The organism is Bradyrhizobium sp. Ghvi (assembly GCF_900115265.1).
Lineage (GTDB): Bacteria > Pseudomonadota > Alphaproteobacteria > Rhizobiales > Xanthobacteraceae > Bradyrhizobium.
In genome coordinates this window covers 747,036-767,193 of record NZ_FOVU01000005.1, presented here as the reverse complement: position 1 = coordinate 767,193, position 20,158 = coordinate 747,036, and the positions used below count along the sequence as shown (strand labels likewise).

Below are 20,158 nucleotides of genomic sequence, written 5' to 3'. Positions count from 1 at the left end.
TGGGTGTCAGACAGTTTCTACGTTTCGTCGAGTAGAGAGGTAGAGGTCGGCTTTGGATCTCCTATGCGAGCTTGACATCAGGCTCCGCACGCCCACGTGCGGATGCCTCCAACAGAAAGGTGCAGCCACCTTGCGGATCGGCGGCTCGCGCCTCAGCGTCCATATCCTGCCAGGCAGAGGTGACGAGCAGGCGCGACAGATCCGGGCCGACGAAGGCCGGACAACTCGCCTGCTTGGCCGGCACGCGCAGCGAGCGCAGACGCTCGCCTTGCGGGCTGTAGACATCGACCCGGCCGGCGCCCCAGCAGGCATTCCAGATCCGCCCGTCGGCATCGCACACCGAACCGTCGAGCCCGCCAATGCCGGTGTGACGCAGCAACACCTCGGGCTCACCGCGCGGCAGGCCGGTGGCGGGATTGAGTGGCACCGCATAGAGCACGGCGCGGGCCGTGTCGGCAAAATAGCCTGTCGCGCCATCCGGCGAGAAGCAGATCGAATTGGGAATGCTGATGCCGGGAAACAGCGTCGAGATCTTGCCGCGGTGGAGCGCATAGATCGCTCCAAGTCTCCGCTCGGCCTTGCGGCCCATGGTGCCGATCCAGAACGTCCCGGATTGATGCACGCGGCAATCATTGGAGCGCGTGGCGGGATTATCCGCTTCGAGCGGGCAGAACAAGGTCATCGCGCCATCTGAGAGAGTGCGGACGTAACACCCATCCTCCGCGACGACGAGCTGGCGCTCCGCATCGATCCGTCCAAGCGCGCTCGCCATCCGGCCAAGCGCGTGAATCCGGATGCTGCCTTCGCTAAGATGCGCCTCGAACAGGCGTCCCTCCCGAATATCGAACCACCAGGCGGTGTCGGTCGCGACGTCATAGGTCGGACCTTCACCGAGATGACAGTGCTCGGCGGAGAGAATGGAGGTCGGCACGTCTTCCATCATGGCGCCCTCACTGCAAAGCGATAGACGGTGTGATGGCGATAGATCCCGCCCGGATCGAGGCGCGGGCTCGGGAAGTCCGGCCGGTTCGGCGCGTTCGGCCAGATGTGCGGCTCCAGGCAGATAGCGTCCGATTGCCGGATCAGCTTGCCGCCCTTGCCCAAGATCGCGCCGTCAAGATAGTTGCCGGAATAGACCTGAAGGCCGGGCTGATCGGTGAACAGCTCCATGATGCGGCCCGAATGCGGCGCCTCCAGCCGGGCGGCGAGCGCGAGCTTGCCGTCGCGCGCCAGACAATACGTGTGGTCGTAGCCCTTGCCGCTAAGTAGTTGCCGATCGCTCTCACGGATGCGAGCACCGACGGCGCGAGCTTCGCGAAAGTCGAACGGCGTGCCGGCCACGCTGCGCGGCGGCTCCGGCAGCGGAATGGCGGTCGGGTCGATGGCGAGGAAATGCTCGGCCGCAACCATCAGCTTGTGATCAAGCGTGGATGTGCCTGACGTCGCACCTTCCAGATTGAAGAAGCTGTGATTGGTGAGGTTGACGATGGTCGGGCGGTCGGTCCGCGCTTCCATCGTCAGCGACAGCTCAGCCGGACCGGTGACGCGATAGGTCAGGCGCACGTCGAGCTTGCCGGGATAATTCTCCTCGCCATGCGGGCTCGTGTAGGTCAGCGTGACCGCCGGGCTGGCGCCGTCGTCGATCTCGGCAACGTCCCAGAGCTTGCGGTCGAAACCGTCGAGGCCGCCATGCAATGCATTCGGGCCGTTGTTGACGGCAAGCTGGAAGGTCTCGCCATCAAGCGAGAATCGCCCGTTGGCGATGCGGTTGGCATAGCGACCGACTGTCGCGCCAAAGAACTTTCGTTCGGCAAGATAGCCGGCAAAGGCGTCATGGCCGAGCACAACGTCATCGCAAATGCCCTTGGCATCCGGCGCAAGCAGCGCCTGGATCACCGCGCCATGGGTGATGATGCGGGCCTCGAAGCCGCCCTCTCCGCGCAGCACGATGCGCTCGACATCGCGTCCGTCAGGCAGCGTTCCGAAGACGTCTTTTGTTATTGTTGCGCCGGCCATGCCTAGTCCACGAACGGTTCGACGATGTTGCGCTTGCCGAGCAGGAAAGCGTCGGCAACGAGACGAAGCGGTGCCAGGTCGACATCGCGCGCGCCGGTCGCGGCGAGCTTGACGAAATGCCGGTACAGCTCGCGATATTCGTGATCGGGCGCCTCCGCAACAATCTTACCGTCGACTTCCATGATCCTGCCGCCACGGGACAATGTCATCCGGCCCTGATCCGTTTCCGCAACGATATCCCAGCTCTGGGGTCCGGTTTGGCGGAAGTCGAATTCGGCCGTCACCGGCAGTCCGTCGATATCGGTCAAGGTCAAGTTGGCGGCAATCGGCGATTGGCAATTGGCCGGAAAGGCGAGCTCGGCCGCGGTGACGAATACCGGCTTGGGCAGGATGCGCGTCAGGATCGAGAGCGCGTTGATGCCGGGATCGAATACGCCGAGCCCGCCCGGTTCCCAGATCCAAGCCTGGCCGGGATGCCAGACGCGGACGTCCTCCTTCCAGTTGATGTGCACCGCCTTGATCCGGCGCGTCGCCAGCCATTCGCGAGCCGGCTCGACCGCTGGCGCATGACGCGAATGCCAGGTCGCAAACAGGGTGCGCTTTGCATCCGCTGCCATCGCGACAAGTGGATCGAGTTCGGCGACGCCCATGCCGGGTGGCTTCTCCAGCATGACATGCTTGCCGGCGGCGAGTGCCGCGGCAGCCTGGGCGCGACGCACCTGCGGCGGCGTGCAGAGCGACACCGCGTCGATGTCAGGTCCCTTCTCCAGCAGCTCCTCGATTGTTGCGAAATGCGGCAGGCCCGGCAGCGACGCGTTACGGCTGGCGACGGCGGCGAGCATCGCACCTGGCGTCGCGGCAATCGCACCGACATGCTGGTCGCGCGCGATCTTGCCGAAGCCGACGATGGCGATGCGAAATTCAGTCACGCTCTACTCTCCACTCTTCGTCGACGGCAGCGGCTCGGCGGGGACCGTCTCACTCACGGTGTCCTCGTGGCGGCTCATGCCGTTGTGAATGACATAGACCATCGCCTCCGAGGCCGTCCCGGCATCGCAGGCAGCAATCGCATCGACGATCTTCTGATGCCAGAGCAGCACGGTGTCGCGGTCCTCCGGCTCGACCGGGGCACTGAGCAGGAACGAGGCGCGCAAGGCGGCCTCGATCACATGTCCGATCGAGCGCATGAACAGATTACCCGATGCCCGGGCCACTGCAACATGGAGCGCAAGATCGGCATCGGCAAAGCCAACGGAATCGGAAGCCTCGAGCCGCATGCGTTCAATGCAGCGGCGAAGCTCGGCGACATCCTCCTCCGACCGCTGTGCCGCCGCCAGCGCCGCGGCTCGCGGCTCGACGGCGAGGCGGATCTCGGCGAGATCGTTGAGGAAACGCTTGTCGATGCCGGCATCGAGATGCCAGGCCAGGACATCGGCGTCGAACATGTTCCAGGCGGCGCGCTCGCGCACGACGGTGCCGACCCGCGCCTTGGTGGTGAGCAGCCCCTTGGCGACGAGCGTCTTCACGCTCTCGCGCAAGACCGGCCGCGACACGCCGAACATCGCGGTCAGCTCGGCATCGCCCGGCAGCCGCGCTCCCTCGGCATAGCGGCCTGCAATGATGTCGACGCCGATCGAGCGGGCCACCTCCGCATGGTTGGAATGGGCCCGGCGCGTCGGAATCACGACAATGCGTGAGGTCATGAGACGGCTCCCGCACGTTTCGCCGCCGGCCTTCGCGCCAGCGCGACCAGCCCTTGCTGCAGGGCGATGAAGGCGAACAGCAGGACGCCGGTCGCAATCTTGGTCCACCAGCTCGACAGCGTGCCGTCGAAATTGATGTAGGTCTGGATCATGCCCTGAATCAGCACGCCGAGGAAGGTGCCGATCACAGAGCCCTGCCCGCCCGTGAGCAGCGTGCCGCCGATCACGACGGCCGCGATACTATCGAGCTCGACACCGACGGCGGAGAGCGAATAGCCGGCGCTGGTGTAGAAAGAGAACACGATGCCGGCGAGCCCCGCGAGCAGGCTCGACAGCATATAGATCTTCACGGTCATCTTGCCAACGGCGACGCCCATCAGGCTGGCGGTCGCCCGGCCGCCACCAAGCGCATAGACATTCGCGCCGAACCGGGTGAGGCGCAGCAGCAGGACGCCGCCGATCACGATCGCAAGCATGATGATCGCAATCGCAGTCAGCCTTCCGCCACCAGGCATGCGCAGCGCGAAGTCGGACACGGTCGAATAAACAGGCGCGGTGATAGGCACCGATTCCGTCGAAAGCAGGAAGCTTGCGCCCCGCGCGAGGAACATACCGGCCAGCGTCACGATGAAGGGTGGCAGGTCGAACACGTGGATGATCGCGCCCATCGCAGCCCCGAAGGCCGCCGAGAGTGCGAGGACGGCGACGAAGGCCACCAGCGGCGGGATGCCCCAGCGCTCGATGGCGAGGGCGACGAACACGGTGGTGAAGCCTATCACCGAGCCGACCGACAGATCGATGCCGCCGGAGATGATGACAAAGGTCATGCCGGTCGCGACGATGCCGAGAAAAGCGTTGTCGGTGAGAAGGTTGCCCACCACGCGGGTTGAAGCGATGTTGGGAAACTGCACCGCGCAAGCCGCAAAGCCCGCGACGAGAACGATGGCCGTGATCAGGACGGGCGGCAGGCCTTTCATGGTTTCGTCCTCCGCAGCCGCGCCATGATGCCGGCAAAGCCGGATAGTTTCGGCGATTGCAGCAGCAGCACGGCCAGCACAACCACAGCCTTGACCAGCAGGTTGAACTCCGGCGGATAGCCAGACAGCAAAATACCGGTGTTCATGGTCTGGATGATCAGCGCGCCGAGCACGGCCAGGATAAGGCTGAAGCGACCACCGAACAAGGACGTGCCACCGATCACCACCGCGAGGATGGCGTCGAGCTCGAGCCAGAGGCCGGCATTGTTGGCATCCGCACCCATGATGTCGGCCGCGGCGATCACACCGGCGAGCGCAGCGCAAACACCGCACCAGACGTAGACCGCCAGGATCATCGCACGCGTGCCGACGCCGGCCAGCTCGCTCGCCCGCGCATTGCCGCCGGTCGCCTCGATCAGGAGCCCGAGTGCCGAGCCGCGCACCACCGCACCTGTCAGGATCAGCATGCCGAGCGCAATCGCGACCGGTACCGGCACGCCGAGGATGGCCCCGTTGCCGAGCCAGACCAGATCGGGCGAGGTGAAGGTCACGATACGCCCTTCGGTGATGAGCTGGGCGATGCCACGCCCGGCGACCATCAGGATCAGCGTCGCCACGATCGGCTGCATGCCGAGCACGGCGACGAGGAAACCGTTCCACAATCCGCAGACGAGGCCCGCGCCAAGCGCCGCCGCCAGTACTACCGGCAGGCCGTGGCTGTCGGCGAGGCTTGCGGCGATCGCGCCGCAGATCGCCATCACCGCTCCCACGGATAGATCGATGCCGCGCGTCGCGATCACCAGCACCATGCCGAGCGAGAGCAGCGCCACCGGCGTACCTCGATTGAGCACGTCGATCAGGCTGCCGAACAGCCGGCCGTCCTGGAGGCGCAGGTCGAAGAATTGCGGCGACACCACGCGGTCGACCGCGAGGATGACGATCAAGGCCAGAATCTGGGCAAGGCCGCGGCGCGGCAATAGCGCTGTCATGCCCGCGCCTCTTGCATCGCAGCACCGTCGGCGGCGATGGCCGCGAGAATATTGGTAACGTCTATCGCCTCGCCGGCGAGCTCCTCGACATGGGCGCGATCGCGCAGCACGATCACGCGATCGGAATAGGTCACGATCTCGTCGAGCTCCGAGGAGATCACGAGCAGCGCCAGCCCGTCGTCGCAGAGCTCGCGGATCAGGCGGATGATCTCGGCATGCGCGCCGACGTCGATGCCGCGCGTGGGCTCGTCCAGCACGAGAAGCCGCGGCGCAGTCGCGAGCCAGCGCGCCAGCAGCACCTTCTGCTGATTGCCGCCGGAAAGCAGGCCTACCGGGCGCTCGGGATCGGGCGGGCGGATGTCGAGCATCTTGACGTAACGGGCCGCAAGCTCGTCCTGCTCGCGACGCGACAGCGGCCTGTGCAGCCCACGCTTGGCCTGAAGCGCGAGCACGATATTCTCGCGCACGGTGAGCTCGGCAACGATGCCGTCCGTCTTGCGCTCCTCCGGGCAATATCCAAAGCCGTGGCGCACACCGTCGCGCGGCGACTGGAGCCGCACGGAAGTGCCCTCCACCCTCGCCTGCCCACCATCGGCGCGCTCGGCACCGAACACCAGCCGTGCCGTCTCGGTGCGGCCCGAGCCGAGCAGGCCAGCGAGGCCGACGACCTCGCCGTGACGCAGCTCGAGATTGAACGGAGCGACATAACCGGCCTTGCCGTAATTCTCGAAACTGGCGCAGATCTCGCGCGCTTTGGGCTCGCTCGCCGCAGCCCGTGCGCTGGTTGTCTCCGCCAGCTCACGGCCGAGCATCATCCGGATCAGTTCGAGGCGCGGCAGCGAGGCGGTCTCGCGCTCGCCGACCAGGCGGCCATTGCGCAACACGGTGATGCGGTCGGAGATTTCGTAGACCTGGTCGAGGAAATGGCTGACGAAGACGATGCCGATGCCGCGCCTGGCAAGCTGGCGCATGATGCCGAACAGGATCTCGACCTCATGACGGTCGAGACTCGCGGTCGGCTCGTCCAGGATCAGCACGCGCGCGGAGAGATCCACCGCGCGGGCGATCGCGGTGACGTGCTGGATGGCCACCGAATAATTGCCAAGCGGCGCGGCGACATCGATATCGAGACCGAACTCCGTGAGCAGCGCGTTGGCGCGGCGACGCATCTCGCCTTCGCGCACGATACCAAAGCGCATCGGCTGGCGATCGAGAAACAGATTTTGCGCCACCGACAGGTTCGGCAGCAGATTGACCTCCTGGTAGACGGTGGCAATGCCGGCCTGCAGCGCCGCCTTGGCCGAGCGCGGCGCGACCTCCTCGCCGCCGAGCCTGACAACGCCGGCGTCGCGCGGGAACACCCCGGTCACGACCTTGATCAACGTGGATTTGCCGGCGCCGTTCTCGCCGAGCAGCGCATGGATCTCGCCGGCGCGAAGCGTGAAATCGACTTCCTGCAATGCGCGCACCGCGCCGAAGCTCTTGCTGATCCCGCGCACCTCCAGCAGGGGCGGAGCAGGATCAAGGCTGTTCTCCATGACGACGTCACTCCCACCGGGGCCCGCTCATGCTACGGACACCCAGCCTATTCGTTCGCGCAACGGATTCGAAGAGGGGATCGCCGGACAGCTGGAAGCAGTCCGGCGAGGCGCCCGCCTCAGTAACCGAGGCCCTTCTTGCTATCGTAGATCTTCTGCGGATCGTCAGCGGCAGTATAGAGCTTGGATTCGGTCTGGATCCATTTCGGCGGAACGGTGCCCTTGCCCTTGAAGGCCGCGATGGCATCGAGTGCCGGGCCCGCCATGTTCGGGGTCAGCTCGACCGTTGCATTGGCCTCGCCAGCAGCCATCGCCTTGAAGATATCGGGAACTGCGTCGATGGAAACGGTGAGGATGTCCTTGCCCGGCTTGAGACCGGCTTCCTTCATCGCCTGTATCGCGCCGACCATCATGTCGTCGTTGTGGGCGTAGACCGCGCAGATCGTCTTGCCGCCGCCTTCGGCCTTGATGAAGCTCTCCATCACTTCCTTGCCCTTGGCGCGGGTGAAGTCACCGGTCTGGCTGCGCACCACCTTCAGATTGGCGTGCTTGGCGATGGCGGTGTCAAAGCCCTTCTTTCGGTTGGCGGCGACGCTGGCGCCGACGGTGCCCTGCAATTCGACGATGTTGCATGCCTTGTCGCCGACGGTCTTGGCCAGCCAGTCGCCGGCGACCTCGCCTTCATGCACGCTGTCCGACGTGACGGCGGTGAGATAGAGGTCCTTGCCCGACGGATCGATATCGCGGTCGAGCAGCACGACCGGGATCTTGGCTTCCTTGGCTTCCTTCAGCACGGAATCCCAGCCGGTCGAGACGACGGGTGCAAGGAAGATCGCATCGACATTTTGCGCGATGAAGGAGCGGATCGCCTTGATCTGGTTCTCCTGCTTCTGCTGCGCGTCGGCGATCTTGAGGTTGACCTTGCGCTTGGCGGCCTCCTGCTTGGAAACCGAGGTTTCGGCCGCGCGCCAGCCGGATTCCGATCCGATCTGCGAAAAGCCGACGGTGAGCTCGGCGGCACTGGCCGGCAACGCAAACAGCAGTGCGGCCGTGGCGCTGGCCGCAAAAAGGGCTTTAGGGGTCATCAGGCGTTCTCTCCCAAGATGTTTATCTGAGGCACCAATCGGTAGCATGGCACCCTCAGGCCAGCCTCTGCGGCGGCTGGAGGCACTATTTCATGGAAGAGCGGTTCCGTATAGTCATATTATTTGACTATTTAGATGAATATTGGGATGCGCGCGCACGCTACGCAAACTACACGCCGCGCGCGATTTTGTGCCACAAGTGCAACGCTGAGGTGAAGAAATTTTTGTGGGCGATCGCTCCCTCCCTCGTTGTTGCAAGGTGAGGGCCTTATCCTTGCGAACAATGACAAGCGGGCTCGCAACGATTCTTGACCGTCATTGCGCGCGCCGCGGATTTCGACCAAGTGGCTCGCGGAGAAGCGAAGAAACTAGATCAACTTCCGCTGCGCGAGGTTCTTCATCAGCGCACCGATGCCGAAGGTCCAGGGCTCGCACTCGTCGCTGGTGCGCATGCGGTTGACGAGCTTGCCGAGCTGAGGCGCGGCGATGGTGACGATGTCGTCGCGCTTGTGGGTGAAGCCCTGCCCCGGGGCGTCACGATCCTTGACCGGCGCGAACATCGTGCCGAGGAATAGTACGAAGCCGTCGGGATATTGATGCACCTTGCCAATGGTCTGCGCGACGAGATCGGTGGGATCGCGGCTGATCTTGCTGATCGAGGAGTGGCCTTCGAGCACAAAGCCGTCGGTGCCCTTCACGTTCAGGCTGATGTCGAGCTTGCGCGCGTCGTCGAGCGTGAAAGTGTCGTCGAATAAGCGCAGCAGCGGGCCGATCGCACAGGAGGCGTTGTTGTCCTTGGCCTTGGACAGCAGCAGGGCCGAGCGGCCCTCGAAATCGCGCAAATTGACGTCGTTGCCGAGCGTGCCGCCGACGATCTTGCCGCGGCTCGATACGAACAGCACCAGTTCCGGCTCCGGATTGTTCCAGGTCGACTTCGGATGCAGGCCAGCATCCATGCCGGTGCCGACCGAGGACAGCGTCGGCGCCTTGGTGAAGACCTCGGCATCGGGACCGATGCCGACTTCGAGATACTGGCTCCAGGCGTTCTGATCGATCAGCACCTGCTTCAGATGCATCGCTTGGTCCGAACCCGGCTTGAGCTTCGACAGATCGTCGCCGATCAGTCGCGTGACTTCTTTCCGGATCGCTTCGGCCGAGGCTGGATTGCCCTTGGCCCGCTCCTCGATGACACGTTCCAGCATCGAGATCGCGAAAGTGACGCCGGCGGCCTTCAGGGTCTGAAGATCGACGGGTGCGAGCAGCCAGGGCTTACTCGGATCGCGCCCGTCAGGCGCCGTATTGGCGACGAGGGCTTCGAGATCGCCGATGCGCTCGCCCTTCACCGAGTTAAGCGCCTTGGCCGGATTGTCCTCCTCGCAGAGCGCACTGACGGTCGGAAACTTGGCGGTGACGTCGAAGACGCCCTCGGCGCGCACGGCGACGACGGCAGGACCGTTCGCCTGCGGCAGCCAGACACGACCGACCAGCGTTCCCTTCGTTCCGTCTTCGGGGAGAAGGTCTTTAACCGTCAAAGTCGTCATGGCAGGCGTCCTCGCTGTTTTTCCGACCGGCCACCTTCGCAAGCCGCCGATCCCATTGGCGAAGACCAATAAACGTCTGGCCGGGGAAGTCCAGCGCGGCAGGATGCGCCGCTGCTATGTCCCTGCCCGCGCCTTTCGCGCCGCAATCTGCTGCAGCGCCCAGCGTGCATTCTTGCGGACGTCCGGATCGGGATCGTCGGCGATCACAGCCAGGAACGCCTCGCCGTCGGGATGGGCGATCTCGCCGAGGGCTGCCGCCGCTTCCTTTCGCAAATTGGCCTGGTCGTGATTGACACAATTGCCGATCGGGCGCACCGCGCGCTCGACCTTCATCCGGCCGAGGCTGCGGATCGCCTTCAGGCGCACCTGCCAGAATTCGTCGGCAAGGCACGCGATGAGCTGGTCCGCCGCGATCGCGCCGTTGACGTTGAGGCCCAGCGTTTCCGCGGCCATTTCACGCACCATCCAGTCGCTGTCCTTCAGCGCGCGTGTGATCGTCTCGGCTGCGGGCTTCATCTGCGAGAACGCCAGCGCGCTCACCGCGGCACGGCGCACATGGGCGTCGGGATCGTTGATCAATGCGGTCAGCGCGGGAATGGATTCCTCCAGCTTGAGGAAGCCGATGACACCGATCGCCTGCACGCGCACCGCGGCATCAGTATCCTGCAGCGCTTCCAGCGCCGGCTTCAGCGTATCCCTGGACCGCAACTCCTTCAGCGCCCGCAGAGCGCCCATGCGGACGAAGGCATGGGCATGCTTGACCAGTGGCAGGATGATTTCGGCGCAGGCGGGATCCTTGAACTCGGCCATGCTGTCGGCGGCGGCGGCTGCGACGATCCGTTCCGGATCGACCAGCAGCTTGACCAGCGCGCTCGCGGCTTCCGGCCCGTCGAACTCGCCAAGGGCCATCGCGACCTGCTGGCGCACGCCGGCATCGGGATCGGCGACCATGTTGGCGAGATGCGCCACCGCGGCGGGATCACCGGAATGGCCGAGCGCGATGATGGCGACGCGGCGCTCGGCGGGATCGGCTGCCTGCAGCCGCTCATCGGCGTCCTCGAGATCGTCGTAGGATTCGAACGGGCTCGACATGATCACCTCAATAGATAGGGAATGTTGACGGTGACGGCGCCGGTCGGGCAATCGGCCTCACAGGGCATGCAGTACCAGCACTCGTCATAGGCCATATAGGCTTTGCCAGTCATGTCGCTGATCCGGAGCACGTCGAGCGGACAGACGTCGACGCAGACAGTACAGCCCTTGTCGGCAATGCATTTGGCGTCGTCGACGACCACCGGAACTGATGTTTGATAGGACGCGAGAGGCATTTGATGTCTCCTGTTGTTCTGTTGCGGTGGATCAGGCGGAGGCGCGGATGCGCTGCTTGTCGTAGAGGTCCTTCTCGTCGTCTGCGATCGGCACCACGTAAGGTTCCACTGCGCGCTTCTCGCTGGTCATCTTGCCGTTCTGCTTGCTCAGCAGCGTGTGGCAGAACCAGTTCTCGTTGTCCTTCTCCGGGAAATCGGTACGCCAGTGATAGAGGCCCCAACGGCTCTCCTCGCGATAGAGCGAGGCGTGCACAGCCATGTCTGCGCAGTCCATGATCGATTGCACTTCGAGTGCCCGGAGCAGTTCATGCGCGTTGCGCGCGATCATGCGCTCCTGCATGTCCTCTCGTGCCTCGGCGAGACGCCGCATGCCGAGCTCGTACTTGCGCGTGACCTTCGGCGGCTGGAGGTAGTCGTTGACGAGGCGGCGGGTCTTGTACTCGACCTGGTTCGGCGGGATGCCGTCCTCACGCTTGGTCGGCGCCATGACGCGATCACGCTCCATCGCGACGTCGGCGGCATCGAACTCCGCAAAATCGTGGCTATTGGCGAATTCCATCGCGTCAACACCCGCCACCGAGCCGTTGGTGAACGCGCCCAGCATGTAATTGTGCGGCACGCTCGCCATGTCACCGGCGGCATAGAGGCCGGGCACCGTGGTGCGGGCATTATCGTCGACGAACACGCCGGAAGCGCTGTGGCCAGAGCAGAAACCGATCTCGGAAATGTGCATCTCGATCGAGTCATTGCGGTAATCGACGCCGCGCCCCTGCTGGAACAGGCCACGCGTGGGCCGCTCGACCTTGTGCAGAGTGGATTCGATTTCCGAAATGGTGTCGGGGTGGAGATGCTTGAGCTGCAGGAACACCGGGCCTTTGCCTGACAGCAGTTCGTTGTAGAACTCCAGCATCATCTGACCGGACCAGTAGTCGCATTCGATGAAGCGGGAGCCTTCGTTGTTGGCCGTGAAGGCACCGAAGGGACCGGCAACATAGGCGCAGGCCGGGCCATTATAATCCTTGATCAGCGGATTGATCTGGTAGCATTCGAGGTTCGCGAGCGCGGCACCGGCGTGATAGGCCATCGAGTAGCCGTCGCCCGAATTGGCGGCATTCTCATAGGTGCCGAACATGTAGCCGGACGTCGGCAGGCCCAGCCGGCCGGCGGCACCCATGCAGAGGATCACGGCCTTGGCCTTGATCACCAGGATCTCGGCGGTGCGGGTGTTGACGGAGATCGCGCCGGCAATGCGACCATCAGACGATTTGAGCAGCCGCGTCGCCATGTAGCGGTTGGAGATCAGGATTCGGGCGCGGCGGAGCTGACGATAGAGCGCCTTCTTCACGGTCTCGCCGTTCGGCATCGGCAGCACGTAGGTGCCGATGTGGTGCACCTTCTTGACGGCATAGTCGCCGTTCTCGTTCTTCAGGAAGCGGATGCCGAAACTGTCGAGCTCCTCGATGATCGAGTAGCAGTTTTGCGCGTATTTATAGACTGCCTTCTGGTCGACGATGCCGTCATTGGCGATGGTGATTTCCTTGGTGTACTGCTCCGGCGTCGCATAGCCGGGAATGACGGCGTTGTTCAGCCCGTCCATGCCCATCGAGATCGCGCCGGAGCGCTTGACGTTGGCCTTTTCGAGCAGGACGACATTGGCCTTCGGGTTCTTCAACTTCGCCTTCAGCGCCGCCATCGGGCCGGCCGTGCCGCCGCCGATAACCAGCACGTCGCAGGAAACCTCCGAAAGTCCGTCGACGATCTGATCTAGTGCCATCGCTTGCTCCTGGTTCGCCGAATGTCCGGCGCCTTTGCAACAGATTTGTTCAGGTGACTTTCCGGCGATAGCAATTAGTTGTCGCCGGTACGCGATTTGCGCCTCAGCGCTCGACGAAGGCCTTCTCGATGACGAAATGGCCGGGCTGGCTATGGTTGCCCTCGACGAAGCCGCGATCGGAAAACATCGAGTGCAGTTCCTCGAGCATCGCCGGGCTGCCGCACAGCATGATGCGGTCGGTCTCGATATTGAGGCCGGATTGGTCGATGTCGTCGAACAGCTGATTGGACGCGATCAAATCGGTGATGCGGCCGCGATTGCGGAAAGGCTCGCGGGTGACAGTCGGATAATAGACGAGCTTGTCGCGGATCAGGGGGCCAAAGAATTCGTGATTGCGCAAGCCGTCGACGACGTGCTCGCCATAGGCGAGTTCGGAGACCTGGCGGCAGCCATGGGCGAGCACGATGGTCTCGTAGTTTTCGTAGACGTCCGGATCCTTGATCAGGCTGGCAAATGGCGCGAGCCCGGTGCCGGTCGAAAGCAGCAGCAGGCGCCTGCCGGGAATGAGGTTACCGGTGATGAGCGTGCCTGTCGCCTTGCGGCCGACCAGGATGACGTCGCCTTCCCTGATCTTCTGCAGGCGCGAGGTCAGCGGGCCATCCTGCACCTTGATCGAGAAGAACTCGAGCGCTTCCTCGTGATTGGCGCTAGCCATGCTGTAGGCCCGCATCAACGGCTTGCCCTCGATCTCCAGGCCGATCATAGCGAACTGACCATTCTGGAAACGGAAGCCGGGATCGCGCGTCGCGGTGAAGCTGAACAGGGACTCGGTCCAGTGCCGGACCGACAAGACCGTTTCCTTCTGAAATGCGCTCATCATCTCTCCTTCTCGATAGCGCAAAGGTCACGAAGAGAAGAGAGTCCGGCAATTCTGAAGTGAGTTTCCTGGTCGATTAGTTTCACATTTCGCGGGCGGCGATCGAGCTGAACGCGCGTAGTCATGCCCGTGGCGGCAATTAGTTGCTATTCGCGCACGCCCACCACGACATAGATAGAAGTCGGAGGTTCGTCATGACCATGACTGCATTGGTTGCACCGACCGTGGCCGATTACGAAGCAAGCGCCGACCTTACGACGCTCCTCATCCGTACGACCGAGGGCGATGCGCTCGGCGTTCCCGCCGAAACACTTCGCCTCTCCTGCAAATGCGCCCACTGCACCCGCGCTCGCTACGACGAGCGCTTCCCCGAAGCATTTCCGGGCATCGCTATCACTGAGATCGGTGATCTCGGATATGGCCTGAACATCTCGTTCTCGGATGGACACAACCGGGGAATTTACCCGAAACCGTATCTGCTGGGCCTGGCGGGGCGGTAAGCACCCGTTTGCCCACGCATCTGGCACGGACATTGCTCTTCTTTAGAACGGTTTGAACGTTCTGGAGGCAGACGATGTTGCAGGCGGCGAATGTGGTTCGCGGGACCGTTCCCCCGGTGGTCCGGTCTGCAGGCGGTTCCTCGCTCCTGCTCACCGAGAACCAGCAATGGATCGGCGGACCGCCGCCGCTGATGGACAAGCTCACCCCACGCGAGCGGGAGCTGGTGCTGAAGCAGGGCCGGCGGAAAGTGCTCAATCGTGGCCAGACGCTGTTCAGCCAGGGCGGCAAGCATGACGGCATCTGGCTGATCGAGAGCGGACGCATCCGCGTGTTCTACACCTCCCCACTCGGGCGCGAGATCACGCTCGCCTACTGGCATGTCGGCAATTTCGTCGGTGGACCCGAAGTGTTCGAAGGCACCGTGCATCAATGGTCCGGCGTCGCATCCAGCAATTGCAGCGTCGTGCACCTGCCCGGAAAGGAGCTGCGATCGCTTGCCGCAGAGATCCCGAATCTTGCAATCGGGTTGATTGAAGGCCTGACCTTCAAGGGCAAATGCTATTCGGCACTGGCGCAAATGCTCGGAACGCGTTCGATCACGCAGCGCCTTGCGCATCTGCTCCTGCATCTCGTCGAGCTCTACGGCGTCGCGGACGCCGACGGGCGCGTGATCGCGGCGGCCTTCACCCATGCCGACATCGCCCACATGGTCGGCGCCACCAGGCAATGGGTCACGATCAGCCTGAAGCGGATGCAGGAGAAAGGAATCGTCCTGACGAGGCGCTCGCAAATCGTGGTCTGCCGGACCGACGTGCTGGAGGAGATGCGCGGCCACGCATCCGACTGAGAGAATTTGCGACCAGGCCGATGCTCAGGCAAGCGGCTTTATAGTGCAGGACTGCCCAAGGAGTATGCAATCAACTTTTCCCGGCAACTAATCGACTACCGCGGTCATTCCGGATTTGCCCTGTCCGGGCCCTCCTCCAATCATGGCAACCACAGCACATCCAACCGAATGAGGATGAGAATGGCCCGCCATCTTCCCACGTTCTCGATCGCGATGTCGATGACGTCGCTGGCGCTTCTGATCACGCAGCCGGCCTCGGCGGAAACCGTCACGCTCGGCATTGGGACTCAGGACACCACGACCAACACCGTGACCGCCGGCGTCGTCATCCGCCAGCTTCATCTCCTCGAAAAATATCTCCCGACGACAGGCAAATACACCAACATCAAGTTCGAGCTGGAATGGCAGAACTTTACGTCGGGTCCGCCCGTCACCAACGCGATGATGGCGAACAAGCTGCAGATCGGCATGATGGGCGACTACCCGCTGATCGTGAACGGATTCACCTTCGAGAGTAACCCCGAAAGCAAGAGTCGGCTGATCGGCATCGCTGCCTACAGCCTCGAAGGCTCCGGCAACGGCATCGTCGTTCACAAGGACTCGCCCTATTACGATCTCGCCGATCTCAAGGGCAAGCTCGTCAGCGTGCCCTTCGGCTCCGCCGCGCACGGCATGGTGCTGAAGGCGATGCAAGACCGCGGCTATGGGAGCGACTTCTTCCAGCTCGTCAGCCAAAGCCCAGAAGTCGGCTCGACCAATCTCCAGGAGAAGAAGATCGATGCACATGCCGACTTCGTCCCGTTCGCCGAGCTGTTGCCATTCCGCGGTTTCGCCCGAAAGATCTTCGACGGCGTCGAGACGAATCTGCCGACCTTCCACGGCATCGTGGTCCGCACCGATTTTGCCGAGAAATACCCTGAAGTCGTCGTCGCCTACTTCAAGGCGCTGATCGCGGCCAACCAATGGCTGCGCGAGGATCCCAAGCTCGCGGCCGAAAAGATCCAGGAATGGACCGGCATCAACAAGGAGGTCGTCTACATCTTCCTCGGCCCCGGCGGCAACATGACCACTGATCCGACCGTCAAGCCGGCATTGGTCGATGCCGCGACCGCCGACGTCAAAGTGCTGCAGAATCTCGGCCGCATGAAGGAGTTCGATCCCAAGAAGTGGGTCGACGACAGCTATATCCGCAAGGCCTATTCCGAGATGAAGCTGGACTATGACGCGCAGCTTGCGAGCACCAAGAACTACGAAGTCGCAGGCGAAGACACCTTCTGCAAGAAGCCGATCACCGATCCGCGCAAGGCCGGCGAGGTCTGGATCGACGACACAGGCATTATGCCGTTTTCCTCCGCTGCCTGCACGCTCGGGGCTTATGCCGACTACAAGGCCAAGGGCAAGAAGATCAACGTCGCCTATGTCTTCGACACCAGTCGCGGCATCAAGCTGTTCGCGGACCAGGCCTTCTTCGCAGTCGGCAATGGCGACGTCGCACCGTTCCTGCTCAAGAAGGATGCGGAGGCCTATGCCGCCAAGATCAGCGGCAAGGTTCTCGGCTTCGACGACGCCGTGAAGGCCGCCGTGAGCGGAGGCAAGACGTGAGCAGTCCCGCCCTCGTCAGACATCCCGAGGACAACATGCCGGCAACAGCAGCACTTCCAGAGGCGGTCCCACCGCCCGCCACTACAACGCCCGCAACACCGTCCTCATTCGGCACGCTCGCGCTGCGCTGGTACCGACTGAACCAGGGCCGGCTGCGCGCCACCGCGATCGGCGTGATCTCGCTGCTCGCTTTCCTGCTGATCTGGCACCTGCTCACGACCTATCGCGTCGTGTTCTTCGTGCGCTTCACCAATGTGCCCTCGCCGCTCGCGGTCTATGCGAGCTTCACCAAGGCGATTCACGATCCCCACTTTCTGATGCACGTCGTGCTGAGCTGCCGGCGCATCTTCATCGGCTTCTCGCTTGCGGCGATCGTCGGGGTGCCGCTCGGCCTGGTCATGGGACGCTTCAAGCTGGTGCACGAGGTCGTCTTCCCGGTCGCTGAAGTGCTGCGGCCGATCCCGGCGATCGCCTGGGTGCCGATGGCGATCATGCTTTGGCCGACCAACGAGCAGAGCATCGTCTTCATCACCTTCCTCGGATCGTTCTTCCCGATCCTGGTCAACACGCTGCACGGCATGTCGCTGGTCGATCCCGTGCTGGTGCGCGCTGCGCAATGTCTTGGCGCGCGGGAGCGAGCGATCTTCCGGGAGGTCTACTTCCCCGCCTCGTTGCCGCACATCTTCACCGGCCTCACCGTCGGCATGGGCGTCGCCTGGGTCTCCCTGATCGCGGCCGAGATGATCTCGGGTCAGTACGGCATCGGCTACTTCACGTGGGAAGCCTATTCGCTGGTTCAGTATGCCGACATCGCACTCGGCATGATCGCGATCGGTGTGCTCGGGCTCGGATCAAGCGTGCTCATCCGGGGCGCGGGACATCTGGTGATGCCGTGGAGGTCGACGAGATGAGTGAGATTCTGGCGAGCGGATCGAAAGGCCATATCGAGGTCAGGAACTTCTCTCTCAGCTATGACAGCATCGAAGGTCCAGTGCAGGCGGTCACGGATACCCAGATCCACGTGAACCCCGGCGAGTTCGTCTCGATCGTCGGCCCCTCCGGCTGCGGGAAGTCGACGCTGCTCAACGCAGTCGCTGGATTCCTCAAGCCCACAACGGGCATTGTCACCGTCGACGGTGAGCGCGTGAACGGCCCCAGCGCCGAACGCGGCATGGTGTTCCAGCAATATTCGCTGTTTCCCTGGAAGACCGTGCGGGAGAATGTGGAGTTCGGCCTGAAGATGCGCGGCATGCCGCGTTCCCAGCGCGAGCGCGCCGCGCGCACACTGCTCGGGCTCGCTGGACTCGAGGCGTTCGAGAAGCATTATCCGGAAAAGCTCTCCGGCGGCATGAAGCAGCGCGTCGGCATCGTCCGCGCGCTCGCCACAGGACCGAAGGTTCTGTTGCTCGACGAGCCCTTCGGCGCGCTGGATGCGCAAACTCGGGTCATCATGCAGCAGATCCTCACCAACATGTGGCAGCGGTTGAAGATCTCCGTGCTGTTCGTCACCCACGATATTGACGAAGCGATCTTCCTGTCCGACCGCGTCTACTGCATGACCGCCCGCCCTGGCTCGATCAAGGCGGAGATTCCGATTCCCCTGGAGCGGCCGCGGCAGCAATCGATGATGATGTCGTCGGAGTTCCTGGCGCTGCGCCGTGGGTTGATGTCGCTGATCCGCGAGGAAAGCCTGAAAGCGATGGGCGGCGAGATCAACGATATGGGCATGCAGGGATTGAACATCGAGCTACATGGGCATTCACTGGCAGACGTGATCTGATCCTTACTTCCCTTCTCCCCTTACAAGGGAGAGGAGAGAGAGGAGGCCGCAGCTCCGCGTTCCTCACTTGAACCAGTGCACCAGCGCGATGCTGATTCCGAGCAGCAGCATCAGGGACAGCGTTACCGCCGCTGTCACCCTGCCCCCGACGTTCGCAAGCACGCGCACGTCGACGCCGAGGCCAAGCGCGGCCATCGACACCACCGTCAGGAAGGTCGTGATCTTCGTCACCGGCCCCACCACGGTCGCCGGCACAATCTCGAGGGAGCGCAACGTCGCAAGCGCGAGAAAGCCGAGGATGAACCACGGCACCAGGCGGAAGAAGCCAATATTGGTCTTCTTGGTATCCGCCTGCCAGCGCGCGGCGACGAGAGACAGGCCGACGACGACGGGCCCGAGCATCAAGACGCGCATCAGCTTCACGAGAGTGCCGATCTGCGTGGAAATCAGGCCTGCCGGTACCGTCGCCGCCAGCACCTGAGGCACGGCATAAACGGTCAGGCCTGCGAGGATGCCGTATTGGGTGGCGGTGAGCTGCAGCAGCGGGATCAGCAGCGGCAGGCCCAGCACCATCATCACGCCGAGAATCGCAGTGAAAGAGATCGAGGAAGCGATCTCGTCGCTGTTGGCGCCGATAATCGGCGCCACTGCCGCGATCGCCGAATTGCCGCAGATCGAGTTGCCACAGGCAATCAGGATCGACAACCGCGTCGACAGCCCAAGCATCCGGCTAAGACCGAAGGAGACGCAGAGCGCGACGACGACCACCGCAGCAATCGAAGCCAGCAGCGCGATGCCCGAGGCCGCGATGGCGGCAAAGCTGATGGAGGCGCCGAGCAGCATGACCGCAACTTCAAGCAGCTGCTTGGCGCTGAAGGCGATGCCGGCCTGCCAGCGCGGCGCCGGCCTCCAGAAACTGCGCAGCGCCATCCCCAGCAGAATCGCCATCACCAGCGCCTCGATATAGGGATGCTCGAACACGCCGAGCTCGGCCCGTTCCAGCAGGGCCGAAACGGCGGCGACCGCCATACAGAGGAGGATGCCGGGAATCAGCGCGACCACGCGACTGGCAGCGGTGGCGGGCTTGGCGTCGGCCGGGCTGGATGCTTGATTCTGCGACACAAATCTCTCCCTGAGGAGAAAGATTTATACGCAGCACTCTTCCGCTGGGGAATAAGTTTTCGACATATCAGGGCCGAGGGAAGTTTGATCCTCGGCCTGGAATAATCCGGTTTCAGACTGGCAAGTCGGTCTTAGAAGAACAAGTTCTTGGCAAGCGAGGCCACGTGGCTGAAGCTGTCATAGACCCCCGGCTCGAAGAACGCGGCCCGCGCGAACACGATGGCGGCGACCAGCGACCAAAACAGGCCCGTACCGGCCCGCAGCAGGACCTTTGAGGCACGCGACCGCGGCTGGGTGTCCGTTGCGGACACCAGCCGCTCGCCGAAGGGCTCAAATCCAGTACGTTCCATGGCCGTCAATCCACCAAATCCTGACAGGAATGTCGTCGTTTCGGACCCAAACGGCAATGGAAGCGATTGGCGTTTTTGTCCTCCGGAGGGGAAACTCCTTCCGTCAGACGGGCCCGGGGCAATAATTT

20 protein-coding genes are annotated in these 20,158 nt (G+C 63.3%); 5 read left to right on the top strand and 15 right to left on the bottom strand.

What is annotated here, in order from left to right:
* Positions 1 to 61: 61 nt before the first annotated feature.
* The 13 genes from BM374_RS22760 to BM374_RS22700 form a co-directional block, all read right to left on the bottom strand.
* A complete protein-coding gene (locus BM374_RS22760; protein ID WP_177248482.1) occupies positions 62 to 940 on the bottom strand; it encodes an SMP-30/gluconolactonase/LRE family protein in 879 nt (292 codons plus the stop codon).
* Positions 940 to 2,016 (bottom strand): aldose epimerase family protein, encoded by a 1,077-nt coding sequence (locus tag BM374_RS22755; protein ID WP_092296749.1) that lies wholly within the window; start codon positions 2,014 to 2,016, stop codon positions 940 to 942. Before BM374_RS22755 ends, BM374_RS22760 begins: the two co-directional genes overlap by 1 nt.
* 2 nt (positions 2,017 to 2,018) lie before the next feature.
* Positions 2,019 to 2,945: a Gfo/Idh/MocA family protein gene (locus BM374_RS22750; RefSeq protein ID WP_092296746.1), complete on the bottom strand. Its 927-nt coding sequence runs from the start codon at positions 2,943 to 2,945 to the stop codon at positions 2,019 to 2,021.
* A 3-nt stretch (positions 2,946 to 2,948) separates the two neighbouring features.
* Positions 2,949 to 3,719 carry a FadR/GntR family transcriptional regulator gene (locus BM374_RS22745; protein ID WP_092296742.1) on the bottom strand — a complete coding sequence of 257 codons (771 nt, stop codon included), beginning with the start codon at positions 3,717 to 3,719 and terminating at the stop codon, positions 2,949 to 2,951.
* Complete coding sequence (yjfF, locus tag BM374_RS22740; protein ID WP_092296739.1) at positions 3,716 to 4,696, bottom strand: galactofuranose ABC transporter, permease protein YjfF; 981 nt, start codon at positions 4,694 to 4,696, stop codon at positions 3,716 to 3,718. The genes BM374_RS22745 and yjfF overlap by 4 nt, the downstream gene beginning before the upstream one ends.
* Entirely contained in the window at positions 4,693 to 5,685 is a 993-nt protein-coding gene (locus BM374_RS22735) for an ABC transporter permease (RefSeq protein ID WP_092296736.1), read from the bottom strand. The genes yjfF and BM374_RS22735 overlap by 4 nt, the downstream gene beginning before the upstream one ends.
* Positions 5,682 to 7,223 carry a sugar ABC transporter ATP-binding protein gene (locus BM374_RS22730; RefSeq protein WP_092296733.1) on the bottom strand — a complete coding sequence of 514 codons (1,542 nt, stop codon included), beginning with the start codon at positions 7,221 to 7,223 and terminating at the stop codon, positions 5,682 to 5,684. Before BM374_RS22730 ends, BM374_RS22735 begins: the two co-directional genes overlap by 4 nt.
* Positions 7,224 to 7,342: 119 nt before the next feature.
* Positions 7,343 to 8,308, bottom strand: a complete 966-nt coding sequence (ytfQ, locus tag BM374_RS22725; protein WP_092296730.1) for a galactofuranose ABC transporter, galactofuranose-binding protein YtfQ — start codon at positions 8,306 to 8,308, stop codon at positions 7,343 to 7,345.
* Between the two features lie 368 nt (positions 8,309 to 8,676).
* The gene (locus tag BM374_RS22720; RefSeq protein WP_092296727.1) at positions 8,677 to 9,849 is read right to left on the bottom strand and encodes a fumarylacetoacetate hydrolase family protein; all 1,173 of its coding nucleotides are present in this window, start codon (positions 9,847 to 9,849) and stop codon (positions 8,677 to 8,679) included.
* Positions 9,850 to 9,963: 114 nt separating this feature from the next.
* Positions 9,964 to 10,941, bottom strand: a complete 978-nt coding sequence (locus BM374_RS22715) for a HEAT repeat domain-containing protein (protein WP_177248468.1) — start codon at positions 10,939 to 10,941, stop codon at positions 9,964 to 9,966.
* A 2-nt stretch (positions 10,942 to 10,943) separates the two neighbouring features.
* Complete coding sequence (locus tag BM374_RS22710) at positions 10,944 to 11,177, bottom strand: 4Fe-4S dicluster domain-containing protein (RefSeq protein WP_008141081.1); 234 nt, start codon at positions 11,175 to 11,177, stop codon at positions 10,944 to 10,946.
* Between the two features lie 31 nt (positions 11,178 to 11,208).
* Positions 11,209 to 12,951, bottom strand: coding sequence for a fumarate reductase/succinate dehydrogenase flavoprotein subunit (locus BM374_RS22705; RefSeq protein WP_092296721.1), 1,743 nt, complete (start codon positions 12,949 to 12,951; stop codon positions 11,209 to 11,211).
* A gap of 103 nt (positions 12,952 to 13,054) precedes the next feature.
* Positions 13,055 to 13,828: a ferredoxin--NADP reductase gene (locus BM374_RS22700; RefSeq protein ID WP_092297019.1), complete on the bottom strand. Its 774-nt coding sequence runs from the start codon at positions 13,826 to 13,828 to the stop codon at positions 13,055 to 13,057.
* A gap of 194 nt (positions 13,829 to 14,022) precedes the next feature.
* On the opposite strand from BM374_RS22700, the gene BM374_RS22695 reads away from it, so the two are divergent.
* From BM374_RS22695 to BM374_RS22675, 5 genes are all read left to right on the top strand, one after another.
* Positions 14,023 to 14,328: a gamma-butyrobetaine hydroxylase-like domain-containing protein gene (locus BM374_RS22695; RefSeq protein ID WP_092296717.1), complete on the top strand. Its 306-nt coding sequence runs from the start codon at positions 14,023 to 14,025 to the stop codon at positions 14,326 to 14,328.
* A gap of 74 nt (positions 14,329 to 14,402) precedes the next feature.
* Positions 14,403 to 15,176, top strand: a complete 774-nt coding sequence (locus tag BM374_RS22690; RefSeq protein WP_092296714.1) for a Crp/Fnr family transcriptional regulator — start codon at positions 14,403 to 14,405, stop codon at positions 15,174 to 15,176.
* A 180-nt stretch (positions 15,177 to 15,356) separates the two neighbouring features.
* The gene (locus BM374_RS22685; RefSeq protein WP_177248467.1) at positions 15,357 to 16,778 is read left to right on the top strand and encodes an ABC transporter substrate-binding protein; all 1,422 of its coding nucleotides are present in this window, start codon (positions 15,357 to 15,359) and stop codon (positions 16,776 to 16,778) included.
* A complete protein-coding gene (locus BM374_RS22680) occupies positions 16,775 to 17,689 on the top strand; it encodes an ABC transporter permease (RefSeq protein WP_092296708.1) in 915 nt (304 codons plus the stop codon). The genes BM374_RS22685 and BM374_RS22680 overlap by 4 nt, the downstream gene beginning before the upstream one ends.
* The gene (locus BM374_RS22675) at positions 17,686 to 18,558 is read left to right on the top strand and encodes an ABC transporter ATP-binding protein (protein WP_177248466.1); all 873 of its coding nucleotides are present in this window, start codon (positions 17,686 to 17,688) and stop codon (positions 18,556 to 18,558) included. Before BM374_RS22680 ends, BM374_RS22675 begins: the two co-directional genes overlap by 4 nt.
* A 63-nt stretch (positions 18,559 to 18,621) precedes the next feature.
* On the opposite strand, the gene BM374_RS22670 is transcribed toward BM374_RS22675, so the two are convergent.
* Both BM374_RS22670 and BM374_RS38690 read right to left on the bottom strand, forming a co-directional pair.
* Entirely contained in the window at positions 18,622 to 19,680 is a 1,059-nt protein-coding gene (locus BM374_RS22670; protein ID WP_092296702.1) for a YeiH family protein, read from the bottom strand.
* A gap of 131 nt (positions 19,681 to 19,811) precedes the next feature.
* A complete protein-coding gene (locus tag BM374_RS38690) occupies positions 19,812 to 20,030 on the bottom strand; it encodes a hypothetical protein (RefSeq protein WP_177248465.1) in 219 nt (72 codons plus the stop codon).
* Positions 20,031 to 20,158: the final 128 nt, after the last annotated feature.

Bases quoted from the DNA above. Each gene is read 5' to 3' on its own strand.
- BM374_RS22690 (WP_092296714.1), top strand. From the start codon at position 14,403: ATGTTGCAGGCGGCGAATGTGGTTCGCGGGACCGTTCCCCCGGTGGTC.
- BM374_RS22675 (WP_177248466.1), top strand. From the start codon at position 17,686: ATGAGTGAGATTCTGGCGAGCGGATCGAAAGGCCATATCGAGGTCAGG.
- BM374_RS22715 (WP_177248468.1), bottom strand. From the start codon at position 10,941: ATGTCGAGCCCGTTCGAATCCTACGACGATCTCGAGGACGCCGATGAG.
- BM374_RS22720 (WP_092296727.1), bottom strand. From the start codon at position 9,849: ATGACGACTTTGACGGTTAAAGACCTTCTCCCCGAAGACGGAACGAAG.
- BM374_RS22760 (WP_177248482.1), bottom strand. From the start codon at position 940: ATGGAAGACGTGCCGACCTCCATTCTCTCCGCCGAGCACTGTCATCTC.
- BM374_RS22710 (WP_008141081.1), bottom strand. From the start codon at position 11,177: ATGCCTCTCGCGTCCTATCAAACATCAGTTCCGGTGGTCGTCGACGAC.
- BM374_RS22735 (WP_092296736.1), bottom strand. From the start codon at position 5,685: ATGACAGCGCTATTGCCGCGCCGCGGCCTTGCCCAGATTCTGGCCTTG.
- yjfF (WP_092296739.1), bottom strand. From the start codon at position 4,696: ATGAAAGGCCTGCCGCCCGTCCTGATCACGGCCATCGTTCTCGTCGCG.
- BM374_RS38690 (WP_177248465.1), bottom strand. From the start codon at position 20,030: ATGGAACGTACTGGATTTGAGCCCTTCGGCGAGCGGCTGGTGTCCGCA.
- BM374_RS22700 (WP_092297019.1), bottom strand. From the start codon at position 13,828: ATGAGCGCATTTCAGAAGGAAACGGTCTTGTCGGTCCGGCACTGGACC.
- ytfQ (WP_092296730.1), bottom strand. From the start codon at position 8,308: ATGACCCCTAAAGCCCTTTTTGCGGCCAGCGCCACGGCCGCACTGCTG.
- BM374_RS22705 (WP_092296721.1), bottom strand. From the start codon at position 12,951: ATGGCACTAGATCAGATCGTCGACGGACTTTCGGAGGTTTCCTGCGAC.
- BM374_RS22745 (WP_092296742.1), bottom strand. From the start codon at position 3,719: ATGACCTCACGCATTGTCGTGATTCCGACGCGCCGGGCCCATTCCAAC.
- BM374_RS22695 (WP_092296717.1), top strand. From the start codon at position 14,023: ATGACCATGACTGCATTGGTTGCACCGACCGTGGCCGATTACGAAGCA.
- BM374_RS22730 (WP_092296733.1), bottom strand. From the start codon at position 7,223: ATGGAGAACAGCCTTGATCCTGCTCCGCCCCTGCTGGAGGTGCGCGGG.
- BM374_RS22685 (WP_177248467.1), top strand. From the start codon at position 15,357: ATGGCCCGCCATCTTCCCACGTTCTCGATCGCGATGTCGATGACGTCG.
- BM374_RS22755 (WP_092296749.1), bottom strand. From the start codon at position 2,016: ATGGCCGGCGCAACAATAACAAAAGACGTCTTCGGAACGCTGCCTGAC.